This window comes from Allorhizobium sp. GW101-3B10, assembly GCF_059424725.1.
Genome location: NZ_JBWKZR010000001.1, coordinates 1,541,090 through 1,557,312 on the forward strand (window position 1 = coordinate 1,541,090; position 16,223 = coordinate 1,557,312).

Sequence of the window (16,223 nt, forward strand, 5' to 3'; positions counted from 1 at the left end):
AACCATTAGGACTGGCCCCCAGGATGAAGCCAGACGGAGAAGTGTATGTGCGGCATTGTCGGTATTGTCGGGAATCAACAGGTCGCGGGGCGTCTCGTCGATGCGCTGAAGCGGCTCGAATATCGCGGTTATGATTCCGCCGGCGTCGCCACCATCGACAATGGCGTGATGGATCGCCGCCGCGCCGAGGGCAAGCTGTTCAACCTCGAGAAGAAGCTCGATTCCGAGCCGCTGTCCGGCACGATTGGCATCGCCCACACCCGCTGGGCCACCCATGGCGTGCCGAACGAGACCAATGCCCATCCGCATTTCGTCGATGGCGTGGCCGTCGTCCACAACGGCATCATCGAGAACTTCTCCGAGCTGCGCGACGAGCTGACGGCGGAAGGCGCGGTCTTCACCACCCAGACCGACACCGAGATCGTCGCCCAGCTGATCGCCAAGTACCGCCGCAAGGGCCTCGGCAACCGCGCCGCCATGCTGGCCATGCTGAACCACGTCAAGGGCGCCTATGCGCTGGTGGTGATGTTCGCCGACGATCCGGACACGATCATGGCTGCCCGCTTCGGACCGCCGCTCGCCGTCGGTTTCGGCAAGGGCGAGATGTTCCTCGGCTCGGACGCGATCGCGCTGGCGCCGTTCACCAACGAAATCGCCTATCTGGTCGACGGCGACTGCGCCATCCTTCATCGAAACGGCGCGGAGATCATCGATTTCTCCGGCAATCCGGTCGAGCGCGCACACCAGATCTCCCAGGCGACCGCCTTCGTCGTCGACAAGGGCAATCACCGCCATTTCATGGAAAAGGAAATTTACGAGCAGCCGGAGGTCATCTCGCACGCTCTCTCGCACTATGTCGATTTCCACAGCCACTCGGTAAAGCCGGTCGACGAAGCGATCGACTTCAAGTCGCTCCGCGGCCTTGCCATCTCCGCCTGCGGCACGGCCTATCTCGCCGGCCTGGTCGGCAAATACTGGTTCGAGCGCTATGCCCGCCTGCCGGTCGAGATCGACGTCGCGTCCGAGTTCCGCTACCGCGAAATGCCTCTGTCGAAGGACCAGGCGGCGCTGTTCATCTCGCAGTCGGGCGAGACCGCCGACACGTTGGCCTCGCTGCGCTACTGCCATGACGAAGGCCTGAAGATCGGCGCCATCGTCAACGTCAAGGAATCGACCATCGGCCGCGAGGCCGATGCCATCTTCCCGATCCTCGCCGGACCGGAGATCGGCGTTGCCTCGACCAAGGCGTTCACCTGCCAGCTTGCCGTTCTCGCTTCGCTGGCGATCGCCGCCGGCAAGGCGCGCGGTACGGTTTCGGCCGACGAGGAAAAGCAGCTGGTGAAGAGCCTGGCGGAAATGCCGCGCATCATGAGCCAGGTGCTGAATGCCATCCAGCCGCAGATGGAAGCGCTGGCGCGCGACCTGTCGAAATACAAGGACGTGCTCTATCTCGGCCGCGGCACCAGCTATCCGCTGGCCATGGAAGGCGCGCTCAAGCTCAAGGAAATCTCCTATATCCACGCCGAAGGCTATGCCGCGGGCGAACTGAAGCACGGCCCGATCGCGCTGATCGACGAAAACATGCCGGTCATCGTCATTGCCCCGCACGACCGATTCTTCGAAAAGACCGTGTCGAACATGCAGGAAGTGGCGGCCCGTGGCGGCCGGATCATCTTCATCACCGACGACAAGGGTGCCGCCGCCTCCAAGCTGGAGACGATGGCGACCATCGTCCTGCCGAATGTCGCAGAAATCATCGCGCCGATGGTGTTCTCGCTGCCGATCCAGCTGCTCGCCTACCACACCGCCGTCTTCATGGGCACCGACGTCGACCAACCGCGCAATCTGGCAAAGTCGGTGACCGTCGAATGAGGATCCGGCCGGAAGCGCCCGGTGACGAAGCCGCCATCGGCGCGCTCACCGCGGCTGCCTTTGCCGGCCATCCCTACAGCGACGGCTCGGAGCCGCTGATCATCGAGCGCCTGCGGCGCCTCGACAAGCTCACGCTTTCGCTGGTCGCCGAGGATGAAGGCCAGATCGTCGGCCATGTCGCCTTCTCGCCGGTGACGCTGTCGGGCGGCGAGGGTGGCTGGTACGGTGTCGGGCCTATTTCGGTGGCACCCGGGCGGCAGAGGAGCGGAATCGGCTCGAAGCTCATGCGCGAGGGCCTGGCAAGACTCGAGGCGCAAGGCGCTTCGGGCTTCGCCTTGGTCGGCGATCCGGCCTACTACAACCGGTTCGGTTTCACCGCCCGGCCGGAGCTGACGACGTCCGGAGTTCCGCCCGAATTTTTCCTCGTCCTGCCCTTGCACGGCGAAGTTCCGTCGGGCATGGTCGCCTTCCATCCGGCTTTCTTCGGCGATGCAGCATAACGGCGAGACGATGAACGACAGCCCCGAGCGAATTTCGCTGGCGACGCGCATCCGCAACAATTTCCTCACGGGATTGATCATCTGCGCACCGGTCGCCATCACCATCTGGCTGACCTGGTCCTTCATCGACTGGGCCGACAGCTGGGTGAAGCCGTATATCCCCAGCCGCTACAATCCGGAGAGCTATCTCCAGTTCGCCATTCCCGGATTCGGCCTGCTGATCGCGGTGACGACGATCACGCTGATCGGCTTTCTCGGCAAGAACCTGATCGGCCGCTCGATCGTCGATTTCGGCGAGCGCATCTTCCACCGCACGCCGCTGGTGCGCACGCTCTACAAGAGCCTCAAGCAGATCTTCGAATCGGTGCTGAAGGACCAGTCCTCCTCCTTCAAGAAGGTCGGGCTGATGGAATTTCCGTCGCCCGGCGTCTGGGCACTGGTGTTCATCGCCACGGAGGCCAAGGGCGAGATCGCCGCAAAGCTCAACGAGGACGGCGTCGAGATGGTCGCGGTCTTTCTGCCGCCGACACCCGTTCCGACGGCCGGCTTCCTGCTCTTCGTGCCACGCGACAAGCTGAAGGTGCTCGACATGAGCCCCGAGGAAGCGGCCAAGATGCTGTTTTCCGGCGGTCTCGTCATGCCCGACTACAAGCCGCCGGCCCTTCCCGACGCCACCGTCTGACGGTTTCCGCGAAGTCACCCGGCCCGGAGGAAGCGGATCGCCTCGTCGCGGCGATGCAGGTAGAGCAGCGTCCGGACCGCCTCGCCACGCGGACTCATCAGGTCCGGATCGCGATCCAGCAGATAGGATGCGTCCTTGCGGGCGATTTCCAGGAGATCGGCGTGCGCCTCAAGGCTGGCGATGCGGAAACCGGGCGTGCCGGACTGGCGCGTGCCGAGCAGTTCGCCTTCGCCGCGCAGCTTCAGGTCCTCCTCGGCGATCAGGAAGCCGTCCTCGCTGTCGCGCAGGATCGACAGGCGCGCCTTGCCGGTTTCGCCGAGCGGTCCCTTGTAGAGCAGGATGCAGCTTGAGGCCTCATCGCCGCGCCCGACCCGGCCGCGTAGCTGGTGCAGCTGGGCGAGGCCGAATCGCTCGGCATGCTCGATCACCATGATCGTCGCGTCCGGCACGTCGACGCCGACCTCGACCACGGTCGTCGCCACCAGCAAGCGTGTCTCGCCGTTCTTGAAGGCGAGCATGGCCGCATCCTTTTCCGGCCCGCTCATCCGTCCGTGCACGAGACCGATCGGCGCACCGATCGCCTTTTCGAGAACGGCAAAGCGCTCCTCGGCCGACATCAGCTCGGATACGTCGGATTCCTCGACCAGCGGGCAGATCCAGTAGGCCTTCTTGCCGTCGGCGACGGCGGCACGCAGCCGCTCGACGATCTCGCCGGTGCGCTCGCTCGGCACCGTCACCGTCTGGATCGGCTTTCGCCCAGCCGGTTTTTCGGTGAGCTTGGAGACGTCCATGTCGCCGAAGGCGGCAAGCACCAGCGTGCGCGGGATGGGTGTGGCCGTCATCACCAGCATGTGCGGGGAGATGCCCTTGGCGGTCAGCCGGAGACGCTGGTGCACGCCGAAACGGTGCTGCTCGTCGACCACGGCCAGCATCAGGTTCCTGTAGTTCACCGTGTCCTGGAACAGCGCATGGGTGCCGATGACGATCTGTGCCTCGCCGGATGCGATCCGTTCGGAGATCGCCTCGCGCTCCTTGCCCTTGGTGCGGCCCGTCAGCACCTCGACCCTGAGGCCGGCGCTCGCGGCAAATTTCGAGATCGTCGCGTAATGCTGGCGCGCCAGGATTTCGGTCGGCGCCATCAGCACGGCCTGGCCACCGCTTTCGACGGCGGCAGCCATGGCAAGCAGGGCGACCAGTGTCTTGCCGGCCCCGACATCCCCTTGCAGCAGCCGCAGCATGCGGGTGTCCGAGGACATGTCCTTCAGGATGTCGGCGACCGCCAGCGTCTGGCTTCCGGTCGGCGAGAAGGGCAGGGCGGCGAGGATCTTGCCCGAAATCTCGCCGGTCGCCCTGACCGGCGTGCCCGGCACCTTGCGCAGCTTCTGCCGCACCAGGGCTAGCGACACCTGGCCGGCGAGGAATTCGTCATAGGCGAGCCGGCGCCGCGCCGGGGCCTGCGGATCGACATCCTTTTCGTCGCGCGGATGGTGCAGGTCGACGAAACTCTGGCGGATGCCCGGAAAACCCTGTCGGGTGACGAGCGCCGGATCCGCCCATTCGGGCAATTCCGGCACGCGCTCCACCGCATGCTCGATCTGCTTGCGCAGCACCTTGGGCGAAAGCCCGGCGGTGAGCGGATAGACCGGCTCGACCAGCGGCATGTTCTCCGCCTCGCTCGCCTTCACCATCAGGTCCGGATGCACCATGGAAGGGCGACCGTTGAACCAGTCGACCTTGCCCGAGACGATGATCGTCTCGTCGACGGGCAGGGCCTTTTCCAGCCAGTTGCCCTTGACGCGGAAAAAGGTGAGCGCCAGCTCTCCGGTCTCGTCGTGCAGGAAGACGCGGTAGGGCAGGCTGGACTTGCCGGGCGGCGGCGGCTGGTGGCGGTCGACCCGCCCGGTGATCGTCACGATCGCGCCCTGCTGGGCGAGCGCAATGCCCGGCTGGTTGCGCCGGTCGATCAGCCGGAAGGGTGCGAGGAACAGCAGGTCGACGACGCGGGCGTCCTCGGCATCCTCGCGGCCCAGCAGGCTCGCCAGCAATTGCGCAAGCTTCGGCCCGACGCCGGACAGCGAAGCGACGGAGGCAAACAGGGGATCGAGAAGCGTTGGCCGCATGATGGCTGGCAAAATGCGCCGAGAATTACCGGCTTGGCAAGGCTGACAAGCGGTTGGGACGGCGCTATAGAGGCGCATCAACAGGAAGGTGTTTGCATATGACCGGTTTGATCCTCAGCAGTGCAGAACTCGATCCGCGCCGCCGGCGCATTCTGTTCCGCTGCTGGCACCGCGGTATCCGCGAAATGGACCTGATCCTCGGCCAGTTCGCCGAAGCCGAAATCGCCGCCATGGACGACGCCACGCTCGACGAGCTGGAGCGCATCATGAGCGAGGAGGACCAGGACCTGGTGAAGTACATCACCGGCGCTTCGCCCGTGCCCGCGCATCTTCAGACTCCGCTGTTCGAGCGCATCGCCGCCTGTCGCCCCGATTTCTCGCCGGTCACGCTGGAAGGGCTCGGACGCTCGGAATGATCTCTCTTCTCGATACCAGGACGATCGCGGCGGCGAAGTCCGCGCTCACCGTTTCGCACGTGCCGGACGGCATGGACGCCTTCGTGCTGGCGGAACTCGCCCGCCTCGGCCAGCCGGTCGCCTATATCCTGTCGGACGGCCAGCGCATGGCCGACATCGAGCAGAACCTGTCCTTTGCGGCGCCCGAAATCCCGGTGCTGACGCTGCCAGCCTGGGACTGCCTGCCCTACGACCGCGTATCGCCATCGGCCGATACGTCGGCGCGCCGCCTGACGGCGCTGTCCGGCCTCGTCGCCCACGGCAAGAAGCCGCATGCGGCGATCGTGCTGGTCACCGTCAATGCCATGCTGCAGAAGGTGGCGCCGGCCGAGGTGATCGACAGCCTCGGCTTTTCCGCCCGCCCCGGCAACCAGATCAAGATGGACGACATCGCCGCCCGGCTGGAGCGCAACGGGTTTGAGCGCGTGGCGACCGTGCGCGAGGTCGGCGAATTCGCCGTGCGCGGCGGTATTCTTGACGTCTTCGTGCCGGGCTCGGAGGAGCCGGTCCGGCTCGACTTCTTCGGCGATACGCTAGAGAGCATCCGCACCTTCGATCCGGCCAGCCAGCGCACCATCGGCCAGGCCCGCTCGCTCGACCTCCATCCGATGAGCGAAGTGACGCTCACCCCGGATTCGATCAGCCGCTTCCGCAAGAACTATCTCTCGCTGTTCGGCGCCGCCACCCGCGACGACGCGCTCTATGCGGCCGTGTCCGAAGGCCGGCGCTATGCCGGCATGGAACACTGGCTGCCGCTGTTTCACGACCATCTCGACACGGTGTTCGACTATCTCAAGGGCTTCCGTATCGTCACCGACCATACCGTACGGGAGGCGGCCGAGGAGCGCGCCAAACTGATCCGCGACTATTACGAGGCGCGGCTGAACACCGGGACGCCCGGCAAGGGCCATCTGTCGCAGGGCACGCCCTACAAGCCGGTGCCGCCCGAGCGGCTCTATCTCGGCGCCGGCGAATTCGGCCGGATGCTGGATACGCATGCGCCGCTCCGGCTCACCCCGTTTGCCGAGCATGACGGCGAGGCACGCAAGGTGATCGAGATCGCCGCACGTCCCGGCCCGCGCTGGGCGAAGACGGCGATCGAGACGGGCGAGGGCAATACCCGCACCAACGTCTTCGACCAGGCGGTGAAATACATTGCCGAGAAGCGCGCGGCCGGTTCCAAGGTGCTGATCGCCGGCTGGTCCGAGGGCTCGCTCGACCGCCTGCTGCAGGTGCTCGACGAACACGGCCTTGCCAACCTCAAGTCAGTCTCGGCGCTCAAGGATCTCGACGGGCTGAAGAAGGGCGAGGCGGCGACCGCCGTGCTCAGCCTCGAGGGCGGCTTCGAGGCCGGCGACCTCGTCATCGTCGGCGAGCAGGACATTCTCGGCGACCGCATGGTGCGCCGTTCCAAGCGCCGCAAGCGCGCCGCCGACTTCATCTCGGAAGTGGCTGGCCTGGACGAGGGCTCGATCGTCGTCCATGCCGAGCATGGCATCGGCCGTTTCGTCGGGCTTCGCACCATCGAGGCGGCCGGCGCGCCGCATGCCTGCCTCGAGCTGCTCTATGCCGACGACGCCAAGCTCTTCCTGCCCGTAGAGAACATCGATCTCCTGTCGCGCTACGGTTCCGAGGGCTCGGATGCGCAGCTCGACAAGCTGGGCGGCGGCGCCTGGCAGATGCGCAAGGCCAAGCTCAAGAAGCGCCTGCTCGACATGGCGGGCGCGCTGATCCGCGTCGCCGCCGAGCGCATGATGCGCATGGCGCCGGTGCTGACCACCCAGGAAGGCCTCTACGACGAGTTCGCCGCCCGCTTCCCCTATGACGAGACCGAGGACCAGCTGAATGCCATCGAGGCGGTGCGCGGCGATCTCGGTGCCGGCCGACCGATGGACCGGCTGATCTGCGGCGACGTCGGCTTCGGCAAGACGGAGGTGGCGCTGCGCGCCGCCTTCATCGCGGCGATGAACGGCATCCAGGTCGCGGTCGTCGTGCCGACCACGCTCTTGGCACGCCAGCATTTCAAGACCTTCACAGAGCGCTTCCGCGGTCTGCCGATCCGCATCCAGCAGGCCTCGCGGCTGGTCGGCGCCAAGGAACTGAACCTCGTCAAGAAGGAAGTGGCGGAAGGCAAGACCGACATCGTCGTCGGCACCCATGCGCTGCTCGGCACGGGCGTCAGCTTCGCCAATCTGGGCCTCCTGATCATCGACGAGGAACAGCATTTCGGCGTCAAGCACAAGGAACGCCTGAAGGATCTGAAGACCGACGTGCATGTGCTCACCCTTTCGGCGACGCCGATCCCGCGCACACTGCAGCTCGCCATGACCGGGGTTCGCGAACTGTCGCTGATCACCACGCCGCCGGTCGACCGCATGGCGGTCCGAACCTTCATCTCGCCCTTCGACCCGCTGGTGATCCGCGAGACGCTGATGCGCGAGCACTACCGCGGCGGCCAGAGCTTCTATGTCTGCCCGCGTCTGGCCGATCTCGCCGACATCCAGGCCTTCCTGCAGTCGGACGTGCCGGAGCTCAAGGTCGCGGTTGCCCATGGCCAGATGGCGGCGGGCGAACTCGAAGACATCATGAATGCCTTCTATGACGGCCGCTACGACGTGCTGCTGTCGACCACGATCGTCGAGTCGGGCCTCGACGTGCCGACCGCCAATACGCTGATCGTCCACCGCGCCGACATGTTCGGCCTGGCCCAGCTCTACCAGCTGCGCGGCCGCGTCGGCCGTTCCAAGGTCCGTGCCTTTGCGCTTCTGACCCTGCCGGTCAACAAGGTGCTGACCACGACGGCGGAACGCCGCCTGAAAGTGCTGCAGTCGCTCGACACGCTCGGCGCCGGCTTCCAGCTGGCGAGCCACGACCTCGACATCCGCGGTGCCGGCAATCTGCTCGGCGAAGAGCAGTCCGGCCACATCAAGGAAGTCGGCTTCGAGCTGTACCAGCACATGCTGGAGGAGGCGGTCGCCGAGGTGAAGGGCGTCGACGAGGTCACCGACAGCGGCTGGTCGCCGCAGATATCGGTCGGAACCTCGGTGATGATCCCCGACGACTACGTGCCGGACCTGCATCTGCGCCTCGGTCTCTACCGCAGGCTGGGCGAGATCACCGAGGTCAACGAGATCGACGGCTTCGGCGCCGAGATGATCGACCGTTTCGGACCGCTGCCGATCGAGGTCCAGCACCTGCTGAAGGTCGTCTACATCAAGGCGCTGTGCCGCAAGGCCAATGTCGACAAGCTGGAAGCAGGCCCGAAGGGCGTCGTCGTGCAGTTCCGCAACAAGCAGTTCCCCAATCCGGCGGCGCTGGTCGGTTATATCGCCAAGCAGGGATCGATGGCCAAGATCCGCCCCGACCAGAGCGTGTTCCTGACCCGCGACCTGCCGACGCCGGAAAAGCGCCTACAGGGCGCGGCGGTGGTGATGACGCAGCTGGCGGAACTGGCGAAGAGCTGAGCGGCAAGGTCCATCGGTGCACACCTGCCGGCTTTTCGGTCCGTCAGAACATTACTGTTTCCGGCGAATCACGCTACAAGAAGGCATCGGTATGACCCGTGCCTCCTCCCTCCATCCGGGAAAGCATTTCATGCAGGGTTCTCGAACCAAGAACTGTCCAACCGGGCGCGCGTGAGGAGGGGTTGCGACATCTGCCCGCGCAGGAGGTTCACCGATGCCGCTTTCCGCACCCGTATTCTATCTCAAACGTAAGGCTAGGATTCTAAGCCGTAAAATGGATATTCCTCTGCATGAGGCGCTTGATCGCGTCGCCGTAGAGGAAGGGTTTTCGAGTTGGAGCATGCTGGCTGCACGGACCGCTACGGCTGCGGCCGACCAATCAGACGGTGCGCTGCTCGGCCGGCTGGTGCCCGGCGATCTGATGCTTATCGGCGCAAGACCGGGCCAGGGCAAGACCATGATGGGACTGCGGCTGGCATTGGCCGCAATGCGAGATGGCCGGCCGGCAGCCTTCTTCACGCTGGTCTATACTGGACGGGATCGCAGCGACCTGTTCCGGGCGCTCGGAGCAAAGCCAAGTGACTTCGACAAGCTGTTCCTCTTCCACGATTCCGATGCGATCAACGCCCACTACATGATCGACGCTCTGGCCGCGCTGCCGCGCGGCAGCGTTGCCGTCGTCGACTACCTGCAGGCCCTAGACCATCGGCGCGAAAATCCGGATCTGATGGTGCAGGTCAGCGCGCTACGACAGTTCGCGCGCGAGCGCGGTCTCATTCTCGTGTTCATCTCGCAGGTCGACCGAGCCTATGAGGGGAGCGGCAGATCCCTGCCAGATCTTCAGGATGTCAGGTTGCCCAATCCGCTGGATCTCACCCTCTTCGACAAGACCTGCTTCCTCAACCGAGGAGAGATGAGATTTGCCTCGAACGTCGGCTGAGCGGTTGCTGATCTCGGTGTGTGGCGGCGATCTTACTTCTGGCACTCCGGCTCACGACGCTTCCGTCTCGTCTTCCGGCTTGATCGCTAACGCTGCCTCGTCCTTGCCGGCGACCGCCGGCGGCAGGGCGACGCCCTTGGTGCGCTCGCGCGACAGGGTCAGGAGGCCTGAACCGACGATCAGCACGATGCCGGCCACCATGGGCAGATCGACCCGGTCGCCGAAGATGACGTATCCGAACAGGATGCCCCACAGCATCTGGCTGTATTGGGTCGGCCCGACGACGGCGGCCGGTGCATAGAACGAGGCGTACATCAAAAGCACGTTGCCAAGGGCCCCGAGCAGGCCGTAGCCGGCGAGAAGGGCCCACTGCGTCGCGTCAGGCGCGGAAAAATCCTGGAGCATGGCGAAGCCGCAGATGACGAGCGCGCCCATGAGGCCCGCGCCATAGAGCGAGATGTTCTTCTCCGAAGGGCCGATCGCCCGGTAGATGATGATCGACAGCGCCCCGGAAAGGCCGGCCAGCACCGCCCCGACATGGCCGATCGACAACTCGCGAAAGCCCGGCCGCAGCACGACCAGCACGCCGACAAAGCCGAGGATGACCGCACCCCAGCGACGAATGCCGACAGACTCCTTCAACAACACCACCGACATGACGGTGACGAAGGAGGGCAGGAGGAAGATCAGGCAGAAGGCCTCGGCCATCGACAGGTGCGTGAAGGCCGTCACGCTGCCGATCGTACCGATGCCGGAGGAAAAGAACCGCAGGACCCAGAGCGGACGGCTGGTCGTGGTGAAGACATCGTACCAGCGGTCGTTGCGCTTCAACAGGAAGGGCAGGGCGACGAGGCCGAAGACGGCCCCGAAGAACCCGGATTCGTAGGGACTGATGCGCCCGTCGATCAGCTTGACCGAGGCGTCGCTGATCGAATAGGCGAAAAACGCCGCGAAGGCGAGCAGAATACCCTTGAGAATGACGTCGGAGCGCACGGTGGGGAATCCCGGGAGGAAGGATGTTACCCGTGCTTAAGGACGTTCCCGCAGCGCGTCAATTGAGTTTTGCAAGCGCTTCGGATTTCATCCGGGCGATGTCGCGCAGCGCACCCGCGAGCACGTCGGGGGTCTGCGCACCGCTCACGGCATATTGCTGGTCGAAGATCAGGAAGGGTACGCCGTTCACGCCCATCTGGCGGGCGGCCTCGATCTCGCCAAGCACCTCGGCCTTGTCGGCATCGCCGGTCAACAGCGCATCGACGAGCGCACGGTCGAGACCGGCGGCCTCGGCAATGTCGAGCAGCACGGCCGGATCGCCGACATTGCGGCCTTCTTCGAAATTCGCCTTGAACAGCGCCGCCACGACCCGATCCTGGATCTCGCGGTCCTCGACGCCGGCCCAGTAGATCAGGCGGTGCGCGTCGAGCGTGTTCGGCCCGACCTTGATCGCGTCGAAATCAAAGGCAATGCCGACGGCCGAACCCAGTTCGCGCAGTTGCGCGTGGGCGCGGTCCATATTGTCCTTGCCGCCGAGCTTTTCGGCCAATGCCTTCTGCTGGTCGACACCCTCCGGCGGATAGTCCGGGTTGAGCTGGTAGGGCCGCCAGTTGACGTCGACGCCGATCTCGCCCTGCACCTCGGCAATGGCGAGGTCGAGACGCGCCTTGCCGAGATAGCACCAGGGGCAGACGACGTCCGAGACGATGTCGATGGTGATGCGTTCCATGATGCTTTCCTTTCCGGGCGGCTGAGGGCCAAAATGACCGTTCGCTGCCACGTAAGGGCAATCGCGGCGCATTTCAACCGGTTACCTTGGCGTAACCGCCGCCGGGAAAAGACTGGACGCGGGCGCTACTGCGCCCGCGTGTCCCACCATACAGGAAGCTGGTAGCCGTAGAGCGGCGTCTTCTCCGGCCGGCCGATGTGCGTCCAGCGGGCCGCCCACTGCTCGCCGATATGGTAGAGCGGGACGACATAGTGGCCGGCGACCAGCAGGCGGTCATAGGCGCGCACGGCCGCCTGAAAATCCTCCAGGCTGCGGGCACTGGCGAGCGCCTCGATCATGCGGTCGATGTCGGGATCGGCAACGCCGGCATAGTTGAAGCTGCCCTGGGCGTCGCGCGACGAGGATTCCCAGCGGTTGAACTGTTCGGCCCCGGGCGACAGGGACGAGGTATAAGCCTTGACGATCATATCGTAGTCGAAGCTGTTCGACCGCGCCTGATACTGCGCGTCGTCGACCGTGCGGATCGACATCTGGATGCCGATCAGGGCCAGCGCGCGCTGATAGGCGATCGCCATCTTCTCCTGGCCCTCGTTCTGGGTCATCACCTCGAAGGTGAGTTGCTTGCCGGTCTTGTCGAGCATCTTGCCGCCCTTGATCGCATAGCCCGCCTCGGCGAGCAGCGAGACGGCCTGGCGCAGGACCTTGCGGTCGGTGCCCGAGCCGTCGGAGACCGGCATGGCATAGGTCCCGGCGAGAATCTCCGGCGCGATGCGGTCCTTGGCGGGCCCGAGCAGGGCGAGTTCGCGGTCATCGGCGGCATTGCCGAAGGCGCCGAGCGTGGAATTCTGCCAGAAGCTCTGGCTGCGCTTGAAGGCACCGCCGTAGAGGTTCTTGTTCACCCATTCGAAATCAAAGGCCAGCGACAGGGCTTCGCGCACCTTGGCGTCGGCAAAGATCGGCCGGCGGGTATTGAAGACGAAGCCGAGCATGCCGGAGGGCAGGCCGGGCTGGAAGACCTCCCGGACGACGTCGCCGTTCTTGACGGCGGGGAAGTCGTAGGCGCGCTCCCAGTGGCCGGAATCGCCTTCCGGATAGACATCGACATCGCCCTTCTTGAAAGCTTCGAACAGGGTCGAATCCTGGAGGAAATAGGTGACGGAGATCTCGTCGTAATTGTCGAAGCCGACCTTGGAGGGAATGTCCTTGCCCCAATAGTTCGGATCGCGGGCATAGACGATCTTCTCGCCCGGCTTGATCGACTTGATCTTGTAGGGCCCGGAACCGACCGGTATTTCCAGTGAGGACTGGTCGAACTTCGCCGGGTCGACCGCGTGTTGCGGCAGGATCGGTGACATGGCGAGGATCATTGGCGTCTCGCGGTTGGCCTTGTTGTTGAAGGTGAAGCGGACACTGTTGTCGCCGACCTTCTCCATCTTCTCAACCACGGCAAGACGCTTGTTGTAGGGCGGGCGCCCCTTTTCCTGCAGCAGGTTGAACGAGAAGATCACGTCCTCGGCCGTCACCGGCTTGCCGTCGTGCCAGCGGGCCTTGGGATTGAGGTTGAACTGGATGAAGGTGCGGTCCTCGTCCCATTCGACGGTCTCTGCCAGAAGGCCGTAGAGCGAGAAGGGCTCGTCGCTCGAACGCGTCATCAGCGATTCGTAGAACAGGTTGCCGTATTCCGGGTCCCAGATGCCACGCGCGGTCGTGCGCATGCCCTTCAGGACAAAGGAATTCAGACTGTCGAAGGTGCCGACGACGCCGTAATTGATCCTGCCGCCCTTCTTCACTTCGGGATTAACGTAGGGGAAGTGCGTGTAGTCCGCACCGAGCGCCGGGTCGCCATGCATGGCGATCCCGTGCACCGGCTCGGCATGGGCAAGGCTGCACTGGGCGAGAAAGAGCAGGCTGAGGGCTATGCGGCGCACGAATTATCCTTTCCGCGAGGTCCGAGAATCTCGATTAGGCTAGCACGAACACCATAAAACAAACACATCGCCATGCAAAAAGCCGCCTTGCTCCCCTATGCGCCCAAAGAAAGACTGGATATTCCGGACTTCGCGATGTAACAGGGGAGCCGGGTGCCAAGGTCATGTATTTGCCTCATTTGGACGACAGTTGACAGGCAGCACGACCGGCGAGTGTCGCGGCCTTTACAAGTGCCCGATATCGGTTTTCAGGAGACGGATTAGGTTATGATGTTCAATGCAACCAAAGCTACGCGGACGGCACTGTCTGCTCTCGTTCTGACCCTCGGCGCGGCATCTGCCCCGATGGTTGCCAGCGCGCAGGACGCAGCAGCTCCCGCGGCGGCCGGCCCGGCCAAGTGGTTCAAGACCTGCACCAAGCAGGAAGAGGCCGACGTCTGCGTCGTCCAGAACCAGCAGCTCGCCCAGAACGGCCAGCTGATCACCGCTGTTGGCCTGATCTCCATCGAAGGCAAGATCAACCGCAAGCTCATCCAGGTCACCGTTCCGTCGGCTCGCCTGATCCCGCCGGGCATCATGATGCAGATCGACGGTGCCAAGGGCGTCAAGCTCGACTACACCGTCTGCCTTCCGGACCGCTGCACGGCCGAAATGCCCTTGACCGATGCGGTCATCGCCAGCCTGAAGAAGGGCAATGAGGTGGTCCTGACCTCGGTCAACTTCCGCCGCGCCCCGAACCCGATCAAGATCCCGCTCGAAGGCTTCACCGGCGCCTATGATGGCGAGGCCATGTCGCAGTCGCAGGCCGAGGAGCGCCAGCGCCTCCTGCAGGAAGCCATGCAGAAGAAGCAGGAAGAGCGCAACAAGGCGATCAACGACGCCCAGGACGCTGCCAAGCAGGGCAACTGATCTCTCTCTCTCTCTCTTGCCGAGATATAGATATGGAAAGGCCCGCTTGCGCGGGCCTTTTTTGTTTTCATCGATGCTCGGGGAGACGCTCGCGCGTCAGTGGGCGAAGCTTGCCTTGGGCTTGTAGTGTCCGGCCTGCTCCCGCACGAAGATCTGCTGAACCTGCGGATTGCGCAGCGGTTCATCGCTGAGATCCTTTTCCAGGTTCTGCTCCGACACATAGGCGACGTATTCCGTCTCCGCGTTTTCGGCGAGCAGATGGTAGAAGGGCTGGTCCTTGGACGGGCGCACTTCGGCCGGAATGGCATTCCACCATTCCTCGCTGTTGGCGAATTCCGGATCCACGTCGAACACGACGCCACGGAACGGAAAGACCTTGTGGCGAACAACTTCCCCGATGCCAAATTTTGCGTTGCGCTGTTTCATGGGCTTCACTTCCTTTCCTCATGAATTTGGGGAGGAAAGAGTGAAACATCAAGACCTGTCTATGCTTTCGCGCTCAGGCCGCCGGTCTGGCGCCGCGGCGCCCGGGTGCCGTCGCCAGAACCAGTCCGCCCATGACGAGCACGATGCCGACCGCGTGATAGGCCTGGAACTGCTCGCCGAGGAAGAGCACCGCCATGATGATCGACATCGGCGGCATGAGATAGAGCGTGACGCCGGCCATCGCCGCGCCGAAGACGCGGACCGCATGCTGGAAGCAGTAGAAGGCGGCGAGCGAGGCAAAGAGAATGATGCCGAGAAGCTTGGTCCAGTCGCTCGTCGTATCCGGCAAAAGGCCGCCGGTCAGCACCTCGTAGAGGGCCGGCGGAATGAGGACCAGCGTGCCCGACAGCGACAGCAGGCCGAACAGCGGCATGGGCGGCATGGCCTGCACCGCCGGATGACGCAGCAGCAGCGAGTAGAGCGCAAAGGCGATCGCCGCGGCGAGAATGCCGAAATCGCCGATGTTGAAGCGCAGGTGGAAGAGCGCCGTCCAGTCGCCCTTGAGAACGATGACCGCGACCCCGGCAAAGGCGACGACCATGCCCACCAGTTCGACCGGGGAGATGCGGCGCCCCTGGAACAGCCATTGCAGCAGGATGATGAACAGCGAGGACGTGGTGTAGATCAGCGTCGCGTTGGATGCCGTCGTCAGCGTCAGCGCCCAGTAGACGAAACCGCCGCAAATGCCCATGCCGAGGATGCCGAGCGCCAGCCAGATGCCGGTGTGTGTGCGCACGAAGGCGAGGCAGACCCTGCGCTCGGCATAGACCAAGGGAAAGATGATCAGGGCCGAGCCCGCCCAGCGCAGGAAGGCGGTGGTGAAGGGCGCGATGTCGCCGGTAATGCCCCGACCGAAGATCAGGTTGCTGGAAAAGAACACCGGCGCGAGGAAATAGAGCAGCCAGTCGAGCGGTCGCGGCGCAGCCGAGGTCTTGGTCTGGGGCATGGAGGCGATCTGGCTTTCGGACAAGGAAGACGAAGTGCGGGGCATGCCGTGGCCCACGGCGGCGAAGCGGAGACTACAAGGGCGGTGCGGGGATGGAAAGCCGCGAAACCTTGCCCCGGTACGCCGGGGCGAAAACTTGCACGGGCAGGGGATTCACGCTACCCAGACGGCAACGGACACAGGCCGAAGCGGAGATGC

General features: G+C 64.4%; 13 protein-coding genes. 7 read left to right on the top strand and 6 right to left on the bottom strand.

The window, feature by feature from the left end; translation table 11 throughout:
• The first annotated feature begins 45 nt into the window (after positions 1-45).
• From glmS to AC07Y0_RS07350, 3 genes are read left to right on the top strand one after another with little or no spacing between them, the layout of a single operon-like run.
• Positions 46-1,872, top strand: coding sequence for a glutamine--fructose-6-phosphate transaminase (isomerizing) (gene glmS, locus AC07Y0_RS07340; protein WP_498675935.1), 1,827 nt, complete (start codon positions 46-48; stop codon positions 1,870-1,872).
• Positions 1,869-2,372, top strand: coding sequence for a GNAT family N-acetyltransferase (locus tag AC07Y0_RS07345; RefSeq protein ID WP_498675937.1), 504 nt, complete (start codon positions 1,869-1,871; stop codon positions 2,370-2,372). Before glmS ends, AC07Y0_RS07345 begins: the two co-directional genes overlap by 4 nt.
• Positions 2,373-2,382: 10 nt before the next feature.
• Entirely contained in the window at positions 2,383-3,054 is a 672-nt protein-coding gene (locus AC07Y0_RS07350; RefSeq protein ID WP_454745992.1) for a DUF502 domain-containing protein, read from the top strand.
• A gap of 14 nt (positions 3,055-3,068) precedes the next feature.
• On the opposite strand, the gene recG is transcribed toward AC07Y0_RS07350, so the two are convergent.
• A complete protein-coding gene (gene recG / locus AC07Y0_RS07355) occupies positions 3,069-5,174 on the bottom strand; it encodes an ATP-dependent DNA helicase RecG (RefSeq protein ID WP_498675939.1) in 2,106 nt (701 codons plus the stop codon).
• Positions 5,175-5,272: 98 nt separating this feature from the next.
• Here recG and AC07Y0_RS07360 point away from each other — a divergent pair, with 98 nt between their 5' ends.
• The 3 genes from AC07Y0_RS07360 to AC07Y0_RS07370 all read left to right on the top strand — a co-directional run bounded on the left by AC07Y0_RS07360 (position 5,273) and on the right by AC07Y0_RS07370 (position 10,033).
• Positions 5,273-5,590, top strand: coding sequence for an FAD assembly factor SdhE (locus tag AC07Y0_RS07360; RefSeq protein ID WP_454745990.1), 318 nt, complete (start codon positions 5,273-5,275; stop codon positions 5,588-5,590).
• Positions 5,587-9,093: a transcription-repair coupling factor gene (gene mfd / locus AC07Y0_RS07365; protein WP_498675940.1), complete on the top strand. Its 3,507-nt coding sequence runs from the start codon at positions 5,587-5,589 to the stop codon at positions 9,091-9,093. The genes AC07Y0_RS07360 and mfd overlap by 4 nt, the downstream gene beginning before the upstream one ends.
• A 214-nt stretch (positions 9,094-9,307) precedes the next feature.
• Positions 9,308-10,033 carry a DNA helicase gene (locus AC07Y0_RS07370; protein WP_498675943.1) on the top strand — a complete coding sequence of 242 codons (726 nt, stop codon included), beginning with the start codon at positions 9,308-9,310 and terminating at the stop codon, positions 10,031-10,033.
• Positions 10,034-10,084: 51 nt separating this feature from the next.
• Here AC07Y0_RS07370 and AC07Y0_RS07375 read toward each other — a convergent pair whose 3' ends face one another.
• The 3 genes from AC07Y0_RS07375 to AC07Y0_RS07385 all read right to left on the bottom strand — a co-directional run bounded on the left by AC07Y0_RS07375 (position 10,085) and on the right by AC07Y0_RS07385 (position 13,684).
• Positions 10,085-11,026 carry a DMT family transporter gene (locus tag AC07Y0_RS07375; protein ID WP_498675946.1) on the bottom strand — a complete coding sequence of 314 codons (942 nt, stop codon included), beginning with the start codon at positions 11,024-11,026 and terminating at the stop codon, positions 10,085-10,087.
• 58 nt (positions 11,027-11,084) lie between these two features.
• The gene (locus AC07Y0_RS07380; RefSeq protein WP_498675948.1) at positions 11,085-11,756 is read right to left on the bottom strand and encodes a DsbA family oxidoreductase; all 672 of its coding nucleotides are present in this window, start codon (positions 11,754-11,756) and stop codon (positions 11,085-11,087) included.
• A gap of 125 nt (positions 11,757-11,881) precedes the next feature.
• Positions 11,882-13,684 carry an extracellular solute-binding protein gene (locus tag AC07Y0_RS07385; protein WP_498675949.1) on the bottom strand — a complete coding sequence of 601 codons (1,803 nt, stop codon included), beginning with the start codon at positions 13,682-13,684 and terminating at the stop codon, positions 11,882-11,884.
• Between the two features lie 267 nt (positions 13,685-13,951).
• Here AC07Y0_RS07385 and AC07Y0_RS07390 point away from each other — a divergent pair, with 267 nt between their 5' ends.
• The gene (locus tag AC07Y0_RS07390) at positions 13,952-14,593 is read left to right on the top strand and encodes an invasion associated locus B family protein (RefSeq protein WP_498675951.1); all 642 of its coding nucleotides are present in this window, start codon (positions 13,952-13,954) and stop codon (positions 14,591-14,593) included.
• 96 nt (positions 14,594-14,689) lie between these two features.
• Here AC07Y0_RS07390 and hspQ read toward each other — a convergent pair whose 3' ends face one another.
• Together hspQ and AC07Y0_RS07400 are read right to left on the bottom strand one after the other, a co-directional pair.
• Positions 14,690-15,019, bottom strand: a complete 330-nt coding sequence (gene hspQ / locus AC07Y0_RS07395; protein WP_454745984.1) for a heat shock protein HspQ — start codon at positions 15,017-15,019, stop codon at positions 14,690-14,692.
• A gap of 73 nt (positions 15,020-15,092) precedes the next feature.
• On the bottom strand, positions 15,093-16,025 hold the full coding sequence (locus tag AC07Y0_RS07400; RefSeq protein WP_498675956.1) for a DMT family transporter: 933 nt from the start codon (positions 16,023-16,025) through the stop codon (positions 15,093-15,095).
• Positions 16,026-16,223: the final 198 nt, after the last annotated feature.

Coding starts and splice junctions, on each gene's coding strand:
- AC07Y0_RS07390 (WP_498675951.1), top strand. CDS start 13,952: ATGATGTTCAATGCAACCAAAGCTACGCGGACGGCACTGTCTGCTCTC.
- mfd (WP_498675940.1), top strand. CDS start 5,587: ATGATCTCTCTTCTCGATACCAGGACGATCGCGGCGGCGAAGTCCGCG.
- AC07Y0_RS07370 (WP_498675943.1), top strand. CDS start 9,308: ATGCCGCTTTCCGCACCCGTATTCTATCTCAAACGTAAGGCTAGGATT.
- AC07Y0_RS07400 (WP_498675956.1), bottom strand. CDS start 16,025: ATGCCCCAGACCAAGACCTCGGCTGCGCCGCGACCGCTCGACTGGCTG.
- AC07Y0_RS07350 (WP_454745992.1), top strand. CDS start 2,383: ATGAACGACAGCCCCGAGCGAATTTCGCTGGCGACGCGCATCCGCAAC.
- AC07Y0_RS07360 (WP_454745990.1), top strand. CDS start 5,273: ATGACCGGTTTGATCCTCAGCAGTGCAGAACTCGATCCGCGCCGCCGG.
- glmS (WP_498675935.1), top strand. CDS start 46: ATGTGCGGCATTGTCGGTATTGTCGGGAATCAACAGGTCGCGGGGCGT.
- hspQ (WP_454745984.1), bottom strand. CDS start 15,019: ATGAAACAGCGCAACGCAAAATTTGGCATCGGGGAAGTTGTTCGCCAC.
- recG (WP_498675939.1), bottom strand. CDS start 5,174: ATGCGGCCAACGCTTCTCGATCCCCTGTTTGCCTCCGTCGCTTCGCTG.
- AC07Y0_RS07345 (WP_498675937.1), top strand. CDS start 1,869: ATGAGGATCCGGCCGGAAGCGCCCGGTGACGAAGCCGCCATCGGCGCG.
- AC07Y0_RS07380 (WP_498675948.1), bottom strand. CDS start 11,756: ATGGAACGCATCACCATCGACATCGTCTCGGACGTCGTCTGCCCCTGG.